Origin of the sequence: Duganella levis (assembly GCF_009857605.1) — a bacterium.
GTDB lineage: Bacteria > Pseudomonadota > Gammaproteobacteria > Burkholderiales > Burkholderiaceae_D > Rugamonas > Rugamonas levis.
The window spans coordinates 21,385-36,651 of sequence record NZ_WWCT01000020.1 but is presented as its reverse complement, the minus strand read 5'-3'; the positions used below and the strand labels follow the sequence as shown (position 1 = coordinate 36,651).

The following is a 15,267-nucleotide window of genomic DNA, read 5'->3' as shown; positions in this document are numbered from 1 at the left end:
AGACACGAAAATGACCGAAGCCACCACCTTCAAACCAAAAAAATCCGTCGCCCTGTCGGGTGTCGCCGCCGGTAATACCGCGCTGTGCTCCGTCGGCAAAACCGGCAATGACCTGCACTATCGCGGCTACGACATCCTGGACGTCGCCACCACCTGCGAGTTTGAAGAAATCGCCTACCTGCTGGTGCATGGCAAGCTGCCGGCCGAGTCAGAACTGCGCGGTTACAAGGCCAAACTGCGCTCGTTGCGCGGCCTGCCGCAAGCGGTGAAGTCGGCGCTGGAAGCCCTGCCGGCATCGGCGCATCCGATGGACGTGATGCGCACCGGTGTCTCGGTGCTGGGCTGCACGCTGCCGGAAAAAGATGACCATAACGTGCCCGGCGCGCGCGATATCGCCGACCGCCTGATGGCGTCCTTCGGTTCCATGCTGCTGTACTGGTACCACTACAGCCATAACGGCAAGCGCATCGAAGTGGAAACCGACGACGACTCCATCGGCGGCCATTTCCTGCACCTGCTGCACGGCCACAAGCCGCAGGAGTCGTGGGTGCGCGCAATGCACACTTCGCTGATCCTGTATGCGGAACATGAATTCAACGCCTCCACCTTCACCAGCCGCGTGATCGCCGGCACGGGTTCGGACATCCATTCGGCCATTACCGGCGCCATCGGTGCGCTGCGCGGTCCGAAGCACGGCGGCGCCAACGAAGTGGCCTTCGAAATCCAGAAGCGCTATGAAAATCCGGATGAAGCGGAAGCCGACATCCGCAACCGCGTCGCCAACAAGGAAGTGGTGATCGGCTTCGGCCACCCGGTGTACACAGTCTCCGATCCGCGCAATGTGGTGATCAAGGACGTGGCGCGCCAGTTGTCCGAGGAAGCCGGCTCCACCAAAATGTACGACATCGCCGAGCGCCTTGAATCGGTGATGTGGGAAATCAAAAAGATGTTCCCGAACCTGGACTGGTTCTCGGCCGTGTCGTACCACATGATGGGCGTGCCGACCGCGATGTTCACGCCGCTGTTCGTCATCTCGCGCACCTCCGGCTGGTCGGCGCATATCATCGAGCAGCGCATCGACAACAAGATCATCCGCCCAAGCGCCAACTACGTTGGCCCTGAAGACCTGAAATTCGTCCCGATCAAGGACCGCAAATAATCATGAATACCGCATTCCGCAAGCCCTTGCCGGGCACCCAGCTAGACTACTTCGACGCGCGCGCCGCAGTCGATGCGATCCAGCCAGGCGCCTGGGCCAAACTGCCATACACCTCGCGCGTACTGGCGGAAAATCTGGTGCGCCGCTGTGATCCGGCCACGCTCAACGCTTCGCTGTCGCAGCTGATCGAACGCAAGCGCGACCTCGACTTCCCATGGTTCCCGGCCCGTGTGGTGTGCCACGACATTCTGGGCCAGACCGCGCTGGTCGACCTGGCTGGCCTGCGCGACGCGATTGCGCTGCAAGGCGGCGATCCGGCCTTGGTCAATCCAGTGGTGCCGACGCAGCTGGTGGTCGATCACTCGCTGGCGGTGGAGTGTGGCGGTTTCGATCCAGATGCGTTCAACAAGAACCGCGCCATTGAAGACCGCCGCAACGAAGACCGCTTCGATTTCATCAACTGGACCAAGAAGGCGTTCAAGAACGTTGACGTGATCCCGCCGGGGAACGGCATCCTGCACCAGATTAATCTGGAGCGCATGTCGCCGGTGATTCAGTCGGTGGATGGCGTGGCCTTCCCGGATACGCTGGTCGGCACTGACTCGCACACGCCGATGGTCGATGCGCTGGGCGTGATCGCCATCGGCGTCGGCGGCCTGGAAGCGGAAAGCGTGATGCTGGGCCGTGCCTCGTGGATGCGTCTTCCGGACATCATCGGCGTTGAACTGAGCGGCAAGCCGCAGCCGGGCATCACCGCCACCGACATCGTGCTGGCGCTGACGGAATTCCTGCGCAAGCAAAAGGTGGTGTCGTCGTATCTGGAGTTCTACGGCGAAGGCGCTGCGCACCTGACGCTGGGCGACCGCGCCACCATCTCCAACATGGCGCCGGAATACGGCTCGACCGCAGCGATGTTCTACATCGACGAGCAAACCATCAAGTACCTCAAGCTGACCGGCCGCGAAGACGAAACGGTCAAGCTGGTGGAGACCTACGCCAAAGAGACCGGCCTGTGGGGCGATGCTCTGGTGGGCGCAGAATATGAACGCGTGCTGAAGTTCGATCTGTCCAGCGTAGTGCGCAATATCGCCGGCCCGTCGAATCCGCACAGCCGCGTGCCCACGTCCGAGCTGGCCGCGCGCGGCATCAGCGGCGTGGTGGAAAATGAACCGGGCTTGATGCCGGACGGCGCCTGCATTATCGCCGCCATCACCAGCTGCACCAACACCAATAACCCGCGCAATATGATCGCCGCCGGTCTGCTGGCGCGCAACGCCAACGCGCGCGGCCTGACGCGCAAGCCGTGGGTGAAATCCTCGCTGGCGCCGGGTTCCAAGACCGTTACGCTGTACCTCGAAGAAGCCGGCCTGCTGCCGGAGCTGGAACAGCTGGGCTTTGGCGTGGTGGCGTATGCCTGCACCTCGTGCAACGGCATGTCCGGCGCACTCGATCCAGTGATCCAGAAAGAGGTAGTGGAGCGCGACCTGTACGCCACTGCCGTCCTGTCGGGCAACCGCAATTTCGACGGCCGCATCCACCCGTATGCGAAGCAGGCTTTCCTGGCTTCGCCACCGCTGGTGGTTGCTTACGCCATCGCCGGCACCATCCGCTTCGACATCGAAAAGGATGTGCTGGGCCATGACGCCAACGGCCAGCCGGTCACGCTGAAAGACATCTGGCCGTCGGACGAAGAGATCGATGCCATCGTCGCCAGCGCGGTCAAGCCGGAGCAGTTCCGCAAGGTCTACATTCCGATGTTCGCCAAACAGGCGGATGACGGCATTTCGGTCAGCCCGCTGTACGACTGGCGTCCGCAGACCACCTACATCCGCCGCCCGCCATACTGGGAAGGCGCGCTGGCGGGTGAGCGCTCGCTGAGCGGCATGCGTCCGTTGGCGGTCCTCGGCGATAACATCACTACCGACCACCTGTCGCCGTCCAACGCGATCATGATGGATTCGGCTGCCGGGGAATACCTGCACAAAATGGGCTTGCCGGAAGAGGACTTCAACTCCTACGCCACCCACCGCGGCGATCACCTGACCGCGCAACGCGCCACCTTCGCCAACCCAACGCTGAAGAACGAGATGGTGCGCGATGCCGACGGCAAGGTCAAAGCCGGTTCACTGGCGCGCGTGGAACCGGATGGCCAGGTGCTGCGCATGTGGGAAGCGATTGAGACCTATATGGAGCGCAAGCAGCCGCTGATTATCATCGCCGGCGCTGACTACGGCCAGGGCTCGTCGCGCGACTGGGCGGCCAAGGGCGTGCGTCTGGCTGGCGTGGAAGCGATTGTTGCCGAAGGCTTCGAGCGCATTCACCGCACCAATCTTGTCGGCATGGGTGTGCTGCCGCTGGAGTTCCAGCATGGCGTGAACCGCATCACACTGGGCCTCGACGGCACAGAGACCTTTGACGTGATCGGCGAACGCAAGCCACGCGCCACGTTGACGCTGGTGATCCATCGCCTTAACGGTGCGCGCATGGACGTGCCGGTGACCTGCCGTCTCGACACGGCGGAAGAAGTGTCCATCTACGAAGCCGGCGGCGTGCTGCAACGCTTTGCGCAGGACTTCCTGGAATCCGCAAAGGCTGCATGATGACGCACAAACCTCAAATCAAAATCGCCGCCACCTATATGCGTGGCGGCACCAGCAAGGGCGTGTTCTTCCGCTTGCAGGATCTGCCGGAAGCGGCGCAGCAGCCGGGCACCGCGCGCGACCAGCTGCTGCTGCGCGTGATCGGTAGCCCGGACCCATACGGCAAGCAAATTGACGGCATGGGCGGCGCCACTTCCAGCACCAGCAAAACCGTGATCCTGTCGAAGAGCGCGCGGCCCGAGCATGATGTCGACTATCTGTTCGGTCAGGTCTCCATCGACAAGGCCTTTGTGGACTGGAGCGGCAATTGCGGCAACCTGTCGGCGGCGGTCGGCGCGTTCGCCATCAGCGGCGGGCTGGTTGATCCGGCCCGCGTGCCGCGCGATGGCGTGGCTGTAGTGCGCGTATGGCAGGCCAACATCGGCAAGACCATCATCGCCCACATCCCAGTGACCAATGGCGAGGTGCAGGAAACCGGCGACTTCGAACTGGATGGCGTGACATTCCCTGCCGCCGAAGTGCAGCTGGAGTTCATGGACCCGGCGGCGGAAGAAGAGGGCGCTGGCGGTTCGATGTTCCCGACCGGCCAGCTGGTGGACGATCTGGACGTCCCCGGCGTCGGCACGCTGAAAGCGACCATGATCAACGCCGGCATCCCGACCATCTTCATCAACGCCGATGCCGTGGGCTACACCGGTACCGAACTGCAGGACGCCATTAACGGCGATGCGAAAGCGCTGGCGATGTTCGAAACCATCCGCGCATACGGCGCGCTGCGCATGGGGCTCATCAAAGACCTGAGCGAAGCGGCCACGCGCCAGCACACGCCGAAGGTGGCGTTTGTGGCGCCGCCTGCCGCCTACGTTTCCTCCAGCGGCAAACCGGTGGCGGCGGACGATATCGACCTGCTGGTGCGCGCGCTCTCGATGGGCAAGCTGCATCACGCCATGATGGGCACCGCAGCGGTGGCGATCGGCACGGCGGCGGCGATTCCCGGCACGCTGGTCAACCTGGCGGCTGGCGGCGGCGAACGCAAGGCGGTGCGCTTCGGCCATCCATCCGGCACCTTGCGTGTCGGCGCGGAGGCCGTACAGCAGAACGGAGAATGGAGCGTGAAAAAAGCGGTAATGAGCCGCAGCGCGCGCGTACTGATGGAAGGCTGGGTACGCGTACCCGCTTGAACAGTCACACCTTGGAGGAGACATGAAGTACGCTGATTTTTATCAGCGCTCTATCGCCACGCCTGAAGCGTTCTGGCATGACGAAGCTGCGCTCATCGACTGGAACACGCCGTTTTCGCAAGTGCTGGATTATTCGCAACCACCGTTCGCCCGCTGGTTCGTCGGCGGCAAGACCAACCTGTGTTACAACGCGGTGGACCGTTGGTGCTTGCCGGGCGGGCAGGGCGACAAGCCTGCATTGATCGCTATCTCCACCGAAACCAATACGGAGCGCAGCTACTCCTTCAATCAACTGCACGTGGAAGTCCAGCGCTGGGCGGCGATGATGCAATCGCTCGGCGTGCGCAAGGGCGACCGCGTGTTGATCTACATGCCGATGATCGCCGAAGCGGCGTTTGCGATGCTGGCCTGCGCCCGCATCGGCGCGGTGCACTCGGTGGTGTTCGGCGGCTTTGCCGCCAACAGCCTGGCCAGCCGCATCGATGACGCCCGGCCGGTGCTGATCGTCTCCGCCGATGCCGGCTCGCGCAACGGCAAACCGATTCCCTACAAACCGCTGCTGGACGAAGCGATTGCGCTGTCGACCGCCAAGCCTGCGCGCGTGCTGCTGGTGGATCGTGGCCTGGCGACGATGCAGCGGGTGGAAGGCCGCGATGTCGATTACGCCGCGCTGTGCGCTTCGCATTTGTCCGCGCAGGTGCCGGTGACGTGGCTGGAGTCGAACGAGCCTTCATACATCCTGTACACCTCCGGCACCACCGGCAAGCCGAAAGGCGTGCAGCGCGACGTCGGCGGCTACGCGGTGGCGCTGGCGGCGTCGATGAAGCACAACTTCTGCGGCAAGGCCGGCGAAACCTTCTTCGCCACTTCGGATATCGGCTGGGTGGTGGGCCACTCGTACATCGTCTACGGGCCGCTGATCGCCGGTATGGCGACCATCATGTACGAAGGGCTGCCGGTCTGTCCCGATCCCGGAATCTGGTGGAGCATCGTCGAGAAGTACAAGGTCACGCGCATGTTCTCCGCACCGACGGCGGTGCGGGTACTGCGCAAGCAGCCGCCCGAATTCATGCGCAAGCACGACCTGTCGTCGCTGAAAGCGCTGTACCTGGCCGGCGAGCCGCTGGATGAAACCACCTCCAGCTGGATCGCTACCGAACTCGGTGTACCGATCATCGACAACTACTGGCAGACCGAAACCGGCTGGCCGATCCTGTCGATCGCCAAAGGGATAGAGGACTCGCCGACGCGCCTGGGTAGTCCGGGTGTCGCCATGTACGGTTATCAGGTCCGCTTGGTCAACGAGACCACCGGCACCGAATGCAGCGCCGGCGAAAAAGGCGTGGTGATGATCGAAGGCCCGCTGCCGCCGGGCTGCATGCAGACCGTGTACGGCGACGACCAGCGCTTTGTCGATACCTACTGGTCCGAGGTTAATGGCCGCATGATGTATTCCACCTTCGACTGGGGGCTGCGCGATGCGGACGGCTACTACTTCATCCTGGGCCGCACCGATGACGTGATCAACGTCGCCGGCCATCGCCTCGGCACGCGCGAAATCGAGGAATCGATCAGCAGCCATCCGAATGTATCCGAAGTGGCGGTGGTCGGTGTGGCGGATAAGATAAAAGGGCAGGTGGCCGTCGCCTTCGCGATTTTGAAAGACGCAAGTGCAGCAACCACCGAGCAGGATGTGATGTCGGTGGTGGACCGCCAGCTTGGCGCAGTGGCGCGGCCGGCGCATGTTTACTTCGTTACGCAACTGCCCAAGACCCGCTCGGGCAAATTGCTGCGCCGCTCCATACAAGCCATTTGCGAAGGACGCAATCCCGGCGACCTGACTTCGATCGAAGATCCATCGTCACTTCAGCAGATTCAACGCGCGTTGTTGTAAGCACCCGGTAAGGCTGCTCTTCTATTCTGTGTATAAGCTCGAATAGAAGAGCATCAATAACGGAGACACACAATGCAAGACGATTTGGTTCAACAGCTTAAACGCGACCCCAATTATCACGAGTTGGTCAAGACGCGTTCCCGCTTCGGCTGGTGGCTTACCGCCGCCATGATGGTGGTCTACTACGGCTACATCCTGCTGATCGCGTTCGACAAAGAATTCCTGGCAGCGAAAACCGGCGATGGCGTCATGACCTGGGGCATGCCGATTGGCCTGTTCGTCATCGTCTTCACGGTACTGATCACCGGCGTCTACGTCCGCCGTGCCAACAACAAATACGACCAACTGACCCAAGCCATCCACGCAAAGGTGAAAGCATGAGCACCTTGAAACGTTTGATGGCGCCAGCGCTGCTGGCAACCTGCGGCATCGCCTTGGCCGCTGGCGGAGACCTGGGCCAGGCCGAGCGCCAGCCTACCAACTGGACCGCGATCATCATGTTCGCCGGCTTCGTGCTGTTTACGCTGTTCATCACCAAGTGGGCCGCGAAGAAAACCCGCTCGGCGTCCGACTTCTACACCGCCGGCGGCGGCATCACCGGTTTCCAGAACGGTCTGGCGATCGCTGGCGATTTTATGTCGGCGGCGTCCTTCCTCGGCATTTCCGCATCGGTGTTCCTGAACGGTTACGATGGCCTGATCTACGCCATCGGCTTCCTGGTCGGCTGGCCGGTCATCACCTTCCTGATGGCGGAGCGCCTGCGTAACCTGGGCCGCTTCACCTTCGCCGACGTCGCCGCCTACCGCTTCAAGCAGGCGCCGATCCGCATCTTCTCGGCTTCCGGCACGCTGGTGGTGGTGGCCTTCTACCTGATCGCGCAGATGGTCGGCGCCGGCCAACTGATTAAACTGCTGTTCGGTCTCGAATACTGGATCGCCGTGGTGCTGGTTGGTACGTTGATGATGATTTACGTGCTGTTCGGCGGCATGACCGCCACCACCTGGGTGCAGATCATCAAAGCGGTGATGCTGCTGGGCGGCGCCAGCTTCATGGCGTTTGCCGTGCTGGCGCAGTTCCATTTCAGCCCAGAGGCGCTGTTCGCCAAAGCGGTGGAAGTGCACTCCAAGAAGGACGCCATCATGGGTCCGGGCACCTTCATCAAGGACCCTGTCTCGGCGATCTCGTTCGGCATGGCGCTGATGTTCGGCACCGCCGGTCTGCCGCACATTCTGATGCGCTTCTTCACTGTGCCTAGCGCGAAGGAAGCACGCAAGTCGGTATTCTGGGCTACCACCTGGATCGCTTACTTCTACATCCTGACCTTCATCATCGGTTTCGGCGCCATCGTTTTGGTCAGCACCAACCCGGAATTCAAGGATGCAGCGGGCAAGCTCCTGGGCGGTAACAACATGGCTGCGGTGCACCTGGCCAAAGCAGTAGGCGGCAACGTCTTCCTGGGCTTCATCTCGGCAGTGGCCTTCGCCACCATCCTGGCTGTGGTAGCAGGCCTGACGCTGTCCGGCGCATCGGCTGTGTCGCATGACCTGTACGCTACCGTCATCAAAAAGGGCCAGGCCAGCGGCGCCAGCGAACTGAAAGTGTCGAAGATCACCACCATCGCACTGGGCATCATCGCCGTGGTGCTGGGTATCGCGTTCGAAAAGCAGAACATCGCCTTCATGGTATCGCTGGCGTTTGCGATTGCGGCATCGGCCAACTTCCCGGTGCTGTTCATGTCCGTGCTGTGGAAGAACTGCACCACGCGCGGCGCCACCATCGGCGGCTTTATCGGCCTGACGCTGGCGCTGGTGATGACCGTGCTGTCCAAGTCCGTGTGGGTCGATGTGCTGGGCAACGCGCATGAACTGTTCCCATATGCGTCGCCGGCCATCTTCTCGATGCCGGCCGGCTTCCTCGGCATCTGGCTGTTCTCGGTGCTGGACAAGAGCGACCGCGCGCGCATCGACCGCGCCGGCTACGAAGCGCAGCAGATGCGCTCCGAAACCGGTATCGGCGCTGCCGGAGCCGCCGCGCATTGATATAAGCATCACTTTGCAGTAAAGATAACGCCCGGTCCGACCGGGCGTTGTCGTTTTTAGAGGCACAGCACAAGTACATTCATAGCGATAGCCAGTAATGTGGTTTATTATCTGCCGACGATGCTTTCTGACGCCACCGATGCCACCGATGACCAGCGCGTCCTGCGCGAAGAACAACTGCGCCGCATGCTGCTGGAGCAGAAGGCCATATTTGATAACGCATCGGTAGGTATCCTGTTCAGCAAATCGCAGGTCATGATGCGCTGTAACGCGCGCATGGCCGAGATGTTTGGCTACGCGCCGGGCGAGATGGAGGGGCAGCACTCGTCCATCGTGTTCCCATCCCCGGAGGCCTACGAGACCTTCGGCCGCGAAGCGACGCCGTTGCTGAGCAGCGGCCAGCCATTCGAGAAATCCGCCTGGCAGTTCAAACGCAAGGATGGCAGCCTGTTCTGGTGCCGCGTGCGCGCCAACGCGGTCGACTTTGAACATCGCGGCAGCGGCACCATCTGGATCCTGGAAGACGTAACGAACTCGCTGCAAACGCAGCTGGAGGTCGAGGCCATCATGACCAACGCCTCGATGAGCATCCTGTTCACCAAGAACCGCATCATCACCCGCTACAACCGCGGCTTTGCCGAGATGTTCGGCTACGACGAGCACTCGGGCCTGACGCTGCCGGGCCGCGCCCTGTATCCCTCGCAGGAGGCCTACGACAAGCTGGGCGCCGAAGCCTATCCCTTCCTCTCCATCGGCAAGCCGTTCCAGACCGAGATCGAAATGCGCCGCGCCGATGGCAGCAACCTGTGGGCACAGCTGATCGGCTACGTGGTCAATCCTGACGATCCGTCGCAAGGCACGATCTGGGTGATCGAAGACCGCACCGAGCAAAAGCGCGCCGAGGAAGCGCTGCGCAACGCGCTGCTGGAAAACCAGGCCATCCTGGACAGCGCGGTGCTGGGCATCTCGGTGGTGGAGGGCGGCTTCAATCTGCGCTGCAACCGCAAGATGGAAGAACTGTTCGGCTACGGGCCGGGCGAGATGAATCATCTGAGCGTGCAGGCCTTCTACGCCGACAAGGACGCGTGGGAGCAGGCGCGCGCGGCGACGGTACGCGACTTCCGCAGCGGCCAGGTCAACGTCTCCGAGTATGAGCTGGTGCGCAAGGATGGCAGCACGTTCTGGGCGCGCCTGTCCGGCCGTCCGTTCGACCTGGCGGAGAACAGTGGGCGCTCGGTGTGGCTGGTGGACGATATCACCGCGCGGCGCGAGGCGGCGGAAGCGGTGGCCCGCGCGCGCGACGAGCTGGAACTGCGGGTGCAGGAACGGACCGCCGAACTGGCCGGCGCCAACGCGCAATTGCAGGGCGAGATCATCGAACGCCGCCAGGCCGAGGCGCGCGTGCACCACATGGCGTATCACGACAGCCTGACCGGCCTGCCGAATCGCGCCTTGCTGTCGGACCGGCTGGACCGCGCCATGCTGGCGGCACAGCGCTTCGACCGCAAGCTGGCGGTGATGTTCATCGATCTCGACCGCTTCAAGACCATCAATGATTCGCTCGGCCATATGACCGGGGACCAGCTGCTGAAGGAAGTGGCCAGCCGCTTGTGCCGCGCAGTGCGCGCCAGCGATACCGTGGCGCGGCTGGGCGGCGATGAATTCGTGGTGCTGGTGCCGGGTATCCGCACCTCGGAGGAAGCAGGGCAGGTGGCCGAGAAGATTATCGAGGCGCTGGCCGAGAGCTTCCCGCTGGAGGGCCGCAACCTGCACATCACGCCGTCGATCGGCATCAGCGTGTATCCGGACGACGGCGGCGATGTGGAGACGCTGATGCGCAGCGCCGACGGCGCCATGTACCACGCCAAGGCCAGCGGCCGTAACAACTACCAGTTCTTCAAAGAGGCGATGAACCTGACGGCGGCGCGCCACTTCGAGCTGGAGACCAGTCTGCGCGGCGCCCTGGCGGCCGACGAATTCGAGTTGTACTTCCAGCCCATCATGGACATCGGCACGCGCCGCCTGCATGCGATGGAAGTGCTGCTGCGCTGGCGGCGCGGCGGCAAGGATGGCGAGCTGGTTATGCCGGACCAGTTCATTCCCATCATCGAGGAAAACGGCATGATCGTGCCGATCGGCGAGTGGGTGATACGCCAGGCCTGCAAGCAAAGCATGCTGTGGCAAAGCCAGGGCATGACGCCGGTGCCGCTGGCGGTCAACCTGTCAGCGCGCCAGTTCATGCATCGCGGCCTGGTGGAGTCGATCCGCGCCATCCTCGACGACACCGGCATCGACCCGGCGTTGATCGAGTTTGAAATCACCGAAACGGCGCTGATGCAGCATGGCGAGCAGACGCTGGAAATCCTCGGCCACATCAACGCCATGGGCATCCGCCTGTCGATCGACGACTTCGGCACTGGCTATTCGTCGCTGGCTTACCTGAAGCGCTTCCCGGTCAAGAAGATCAAGATCGACCGCGCCTTCATCAAGGACCTGGAGCAGAGCGCGGAAGACCGCGCCATCGTGGCGGCGATCATCGCGCTGTCGAACAGCTTGCAGCTGTCGGTGGTGGCGGAGGGCGTGGAGACGGAAGGGCAGTATGCGCTATTGCAGCGCCACGGCTGCCAGTTCGCCCAGGGCTATTTGTTCTCGCAGCCGGTGCCGCACGTTACGGCCCAGTTGCTGCTGCCGCGCTGCTAGCCAGAATCAGGCGAAGGTGGCGATCACCGGCGTGTGATCCGACGGCTGGTCCCATTTGCGTGGTACGCGATCGATCACGCAGGCGGTGCAGCGCTGCTTCAATGCGTCCGACAGCAGCAGGTGGTCGATGCGCAGGCCTTTGTTCAGGCGGAAGCCGAGGCCACGATAGTCCCACCAGCTGTACGACTTATCCGCTTGCTCGAACATGCGGAAGGCGTCGGTCAGGCCGAGGTCCAGCAGGCGCTTGAGCTGCGCGCGCTCTTCCGGCGACACATGCACCATGCCTTCCCACGCGGCCGGGTCGTGGACGTCGCGGTCTTCTGGCGCGATGTTGTAGTCGCCCAGCACCGCCAGTTGCGGATGCTGTGCGGATTCTTCCTTGATCCAGTCGTGGAAGGCGTTCAGCCAGGCCATTTTGTATTCGAACTTGTCCGAGCCGACCGCCTGGCCGTTGGGCACGTAGGCGCAGACCACGCGCACGCCGTCGATGGTGCCGGCGATGATGCGCTGCTGTGGATCGTCGAATTTCGGATTGTTCTTGACGATGTCGTGGATCGGCAATTTGGAGATGATGGCCACGCCGTTATAGGTTTTTTGGCCGGTATAGGCCACGTGGTAGCCGGCCGCCTCGATTGCCGCCAGCGGAAACTTGTCGTCCGTCAATTTTGTTTCCTGGATAGCTAGCACATCCGTAGGATTTTCCTCTAGCCATTTCATAACGTGCGGCAGTCTTACGTTCAAAGAGTTAACATTCCAAGTAGCTAATTTCATGTAGTTGTACTTTCTAGCAAGTTCATGTGGCTTGCATCTTACAGCATCGAGATTTAACAGAACGATTATCACTTTGCAAACTTGTATGAAAAAACATGAAAAACCCTTCCTTTAATGGTGTGGCAGGGCCTAAAATGTTGCAAAATATGTGAAATCAAAAAAAAATTGCCAAGACTGTCTCGTCGTTGTCAAAATAGAACTGGAAACCAAGACAAAATAAGCAAAATAGAAATATACTAGTACAAATTGAGTGGAAAACTTGTGTTTCCCGTTAGCAACTAAAACAGCGTAATTTATGTATTTTCTGTGTTGTGGTGACGCAAGAAATGATACTATACGGAAATTACTTGTGGTTTTTATAGTGAATGGCGCGTGGCGCATTTACAAAGGAATGAAAAAATGCGAACTGCATTTGAGGCATGGGCACAGCGCGATGGCCATATTGTACGCCGTCGGGAAGACAAGCCAGATGAGTATCTGGTCTTTGAAACACAGCGCCGCTGGGTAATCTGGCAAGCGGCGCTGGAACATGGCAAACCGCCAGGCGGCCGCAAGACCGCTGCGCAGAAGGAAGCTGCCGCCGCTGAAAAGCGTGCTGCGGTTGCCGTGCAACGTCCAGCGGAAATCAACCCTGACGAAGCGGCCGTGCGCAATCAGGTGCTGAACGAGGTGCTGGATGCCTTCTCGACGCTGGGCGGCGAGCGCGGCATGGACGACATCCTGAAAGTGGTGCAGGGTCTGAAGAAGAAGCAGCAGGAACAGGCCGATGCGCCGGTGGCGTCCAAGGTAATGGATCGCCACAACGCCTGAAGTAAAGGCCAGAGCTGGAAGGCGTAAAGTGCAAGGCTTTACGCCGTTTGATCAAGCGACTGAAACCGCCGGCGGGCTGCTACACTGGTCTATATCGATATTCCAGAGACAGACCATGTATCTCCGCCCCGCTGCAGCGGTCGCATTGTTCGCCTCATTGGCGGGCTGCGCTTCCCTGACCGAATCCACCGACCAAAACGTGCTGGTGCAAACCGTGCTCGATCACCGCGAGATCGCGGGTGTCGGCTGCGTGCTGTACAACGACGTGGGCAAATGGTTTGTCACCACGCCGGCGCGCGTGACGCTGCGCAAAAGCGCCGGACCGCTGCGCATCGACTGCGAGAAGACGGGCAAGGGCTGGGCCTACGAGAAGGTGGATTCCAAGGCCGACGCCAATATCTGGGGCAACCTGGTGCTGACGGCCGGTGTGGGCCTGTATGTGGACCGTAATACGGGCGCAGGCTACGACTATCCGTCGATACTGACGGTGGTCATGCGCCCGGCCCAGGACAAGGAAGACGGGCCAGCGCCGGCAGCCGGCGTGACCCTGTTCTAACTTAAACTCGATTGATCAGGAAGTTCGACAGCAGCGGCACTGGCCGGCCGGTTGCGCCTTTCGCGCCGCCCGATTTCCATGCGGTGCCGGCGATGTCCAGATGCGCCCAGGTGTACTTGCGGGTGAAGTTCTCCAGGAACGCCGCCGCAGTGCACGACGCGCCGCCCGGCGTGCCGATGTTGGCCAGGTCGGCGAAGTTGGACTTCAGCTGCTCGTTGTACTCTTCGCCGATCGGCAGGCGCCATGCGGTGTCGCCGGCGTTTTTACCGGCGGCCATGATCTCGTCGGCCAGCTTGTTGTGGACCTCGTCGTCACGCGTGAACAGGCCGCTCTTATGGTGGCCCAGGGCGACGATGCAGGCGCCGGTCAGCGTGGCGATGTCGATCACGGCGGCCGGGTTGAAGCGCTCGGCGTAGGTCAGCGCGTCGCACAGCACCAGGCGGCCTTCGGCGTCGGTGTTCAGGATTTCGATGGTCAGACCGTTCATCGAGGTGACGATGTCGCCCGGCTTGGTGGCGCGGCCCGACGGCATGTTCTCGCACGACGCGATCACACCGATCACGTTCAGCTTCAGGTTCATTTCACCGATGGCGCGGAAGGTGCCCAGCACCGAAGCGGCGCCGCCCATGTCGTATTTCATCTCGTCCATGCCAGGACCGGCCTTCAGCGAAATGCCGCCGGTGTCGAAGGTGATGCCTTTACCGACCAGCACCACTGGCGCATCCTTGGCCTTGCCGCCCATGTGCTTGAGGATGATGAACTTCGGCGGCTGCTCGCTGCCGTTGGTCACCGACAGGAAGCTGTTCATCTTCAGCGCTTCCAGCTGTTTGCGGTCCAGCACTTCCACGTCGAACTTGTAGTCCTTGCCCAGTTTCTTGGCGGTGTTGGCCAGGTAGGTCGGGGTGCAGACGTTGGCCGACAGGTTGCCCAGTTCCTTGGTCAGGTCCATGCCGTTGGCGATGGCCACGGCCTGCGCGAGCGCGATCTTGGTATCGGCGTTGCTCGGCACGGCCAAAGCGATTTTCTTGACGCCGGCCGGCGCCGGATCTTTCTTGCTCTTCTGGCCATCGGTGCGGAAGATCGACTCGTGGGCGCTCTGCACCACGCAGCGGATCGCCCAATTGACGTCACGCTCTTTCACTTCAGTGGCTGGCAGTGCGATAATAGCGTCGCTCGTGCCCAGGGTGGAGAATACCTTCAGTGCCGCAACCACGCCGCCGGCAAAGCTTTTTTCGCTGACGGTTTCGTCGCTGCCCAGGCCCACCAGCAGCACGCGTTCGGCGCTGGCGCCTTTAACGCCGCGCAGCAGCAGGGTGGTGCCGGCTTTGCCGGTAATGTCGCCGGACTTGAGCGCGGCCGTGATTTCACCGGCGCCGTCCAGCGCCTTGGCAGCTTGCGACAGCTTTTTGTTCTCGAAGACCGCGACAGCGATCACGCCGGCTTTGGCCGTAGCGATGGTGTTTTTTGTGTCGAATGCTTTTATGCTAAAGTCCATTTGATTCTCCGTGTCGTGTACGTACTTAAAACTTGTGGTCCCGTATAGCGTATATATGGGCC

11 protein-coding genes are annotated in these 15,267 nt (G+C 61.6%); 9 read left to right on the top strand and 2 right to left on the bottom strand.

Going from position 1 to position 15,267, the window contains the following annotated elements:
* Nucleotides 1–10 precede the first annotated feature (10 nt).
* The 7 genes from prpC (at nt 11) to GTP69_RS21735 (ending at nt 11,573) form a co-directional block, all read left to right on the top strand.
* Nucleotides 11–1,159 (top strand): bifunctional 2-methylcitrate synthase/citrate synthase, encoded by a 1,149-nt coding sequence (gene prpC / locus GTP69_RS21765; protein WP_161056826.1) that lies wholly within the window; start codon nt 11–13, stop codon nt 1,157–1,159.
* 2 nt (nt 1,160–1,161) lie between these two features.
* Complete coding sequence (gene acnD / locus GTP69_RS21760; protein WP_161056825.1) at nt 1,162–3,759, top strand: Fe/S-dependent 2-methylisocitrate dehydratase AcnD; 2,598 nt, start codon at nt 1,162–1,164, stop codon at nt 3,757–3,759.
* The gene (gene prpF, locus GTP69_RS21755) at nt 3,759–4,940 is read left to right on the top strand and encodes a 2-methylaconitate cis-trans isomerase PrpF (RefSeq protein WP_161056917.1); all 1,182 of its coding nucleotides are present in this window, start codon (nt 3,759–3,761) and stop codon (nt 4,938–4,940) included. Before acnD ends, prpF begins: the two co-directional genes overlap by 1 nt.
* A 22-nt stretch (nt 4,941–4,962) precedes the next feature.
* Complete coding sequence (locus tag GTP69_RS21750) at nt 4,963–6,834, top strand: propionate--CoA ligase (protein ID WP_161056824.1); 1,872 nt, start codon at nt 4,963–4,965, stop codon at nt 6,832–6,834.
* Nucleotides 6,835–6,906: 72 nt separating this feature from the next.
* Complete coding sequence (locus tag GTP69_RS21745; RefSeq protein WP_161047685.1) at nt 6,907–7,215, top strand: DUF485 domain-containing protein; 309 nt, start codon at nt 6,907–6,909, stop codon at nt 7,213–7,215.
* On the top strand, nt 7,212–8,873 hold the full coding sequence (locus tag GTP69_RS21740) for a cation acetate symporter (RefSeq protein WP_161056823.1): 1,662 nt from the start codon (nt 7,212–7,214) through the stop codon (nt 8,871–8,873). Before GTP69_RS21745 ends, GTP69_RS21740 begins: the two co-directional genes overlap by 4 nt.
* A gap of 120 nt (nt 8,874–8,993) precedes the next feature.
* Complete coding sequence (locus tag GTP69_RS21735; protein WP_161056822.1) at nt 8,994–11,573, top strand: bifunctional diguanylate cyclase/phosphodiesterase; 2,580 nt, start codon at nt 8,994–8,996, stop codon at nt 11,571–11,573.
* 6 nt (nt 11,574–11,579) lie between these two features.
* Here the strand turns inward: GTP69_RS21735 and xth are convergent, their stop codons facing one another.
* Nucleotides 11,580–12,344 (bottom strand): exodeoxyribonuclease III, encoded by a 765-nt coding sequence (gene xth / locus GTP69_RS21730; RefSeq protein ID WP_161056821.1) that lies wholly within the window; start codon nt 12,342–12,344, stop codon nt 11,580–11,582.
* Nucleotides 12,345–12,743: 399 nt separating this feature from the next.
* On the opposite strand from xth, the gene GTP69_RS21725 reads away from it, so the two are divergent.
* Complete coding sequence (locus GTP69_RS21725; protein ID WP_161056820.1) at nt 12,744–13,154, top strand: phiTE_015 family protein; 411 nt, start codon at nt 12,744–12,746, stop codon at nt 13,152–13,154.
* A 115-nt stretch (nt 13,155–13,269) separates the two neighbouring features.
* Entirely contained in the window at nt 13,270–13,710 is a 441-nt protein-coding gene (locus GTP69_RS21720) for a hypothetical protein (protein ID WP_202424522.1), read from the top strand.
* 1 nt (nt 13,711) lies between these two features.
* Here the strand turns inward: GTP69_RS21720 and GTP69_RS21715 are convergent, their stop codons facing one another.
* On the bottom strand, nt 13,712–15,205 hold the full coding sequence (locus GTP69_RS21715) for a leucyl aminopeptidase (protein WP_161056819.1): 1,494 nt from the start codon (nt 15,203–15,205) through the stop codon (nt 13,712–13,714).
* Between the last annotated feature and the right edge of the window lie 62 nt (nt 15,206–15,267).

Excerpts from the sequence above, each read along its gene's own strand:
- GTP69_RS21745 (WP_161047685.1), top strand. The coding sequence starts at position 6,907 with ATGCAAGACGATTTGGTTCAACAGCTTAAACGCGACCCCAATTATCAC.
- GTP69_RS21725 (WP_161056820.1), top strand. The coding sequence starts at position 12,744 with ATGCGAACTGCATTTGAGGCATGGGCACAGCGCGATGGCCATATTGTA.
- GTP69_RS21715 (WP_161056819.1), bottom strand. The coding sequence starts at position 15,205 with ATGGACTTTAGCATAAAAGCATTCGACACAAAAAACACCATCGCTACG.
- GTP69_RS21740 (WP_161056823.1), top strand. The coding sequence starts at position 7,212 with ATGAGCACCTTGAAACGTTTGATGGCGCCAGCGCTGCTGGCAACCTGC.
- xth (WP_161056821.1), bottom strand. The coding sequence starts at position 12,344 with ATGAAATTAGCTACTTGGAATGTTAACTCTTTGAACGTAAGACTGCCG.
- prpC (WP_161056826.1), top strand. The coding sequence starts at position 11 with ATGACCGAAGCCACCACCTTCAAACCAAAAAAATCCGTCGCCCTGTCG.
- acnD (WP_161056825.1), top strand. The coding sequence starts at position 1,162 with ATGAATACCGCATTCCGCAAGCCCTTGCCGGGCACCCAGCTAGACTAC.
- GTP69_RS21750 (WP_161056824.1), top strand. The coding sequence starts at position 4,963 with ATGAAGTACGCTGATTTTTATCAGCGCTCTATCGCCACGCCTGAAGCG.
- prpF (WP_161056917.1), top strand. The coding sequence starts at position 3,759 with ATGACGCACAAACCTCAAATCAAAATCGCCGCCACCTATATGCGTGGC.
- GTP69_RS21720 (WP_202424522.1), top strand. The coding sequence starts at position 13,270 with ATGTATCTCCGCCCCGCTGCAGCGGTCGCATTGTTCGCCTCATTGGCG.
- GTP69_RS21735 (WP_161056822.1), top strand. The coding sequence starts at position 8,994 with ATGCTTTCTGACGCCACCGATGCCACCGATGACCAGCGCGTCCTGCGC.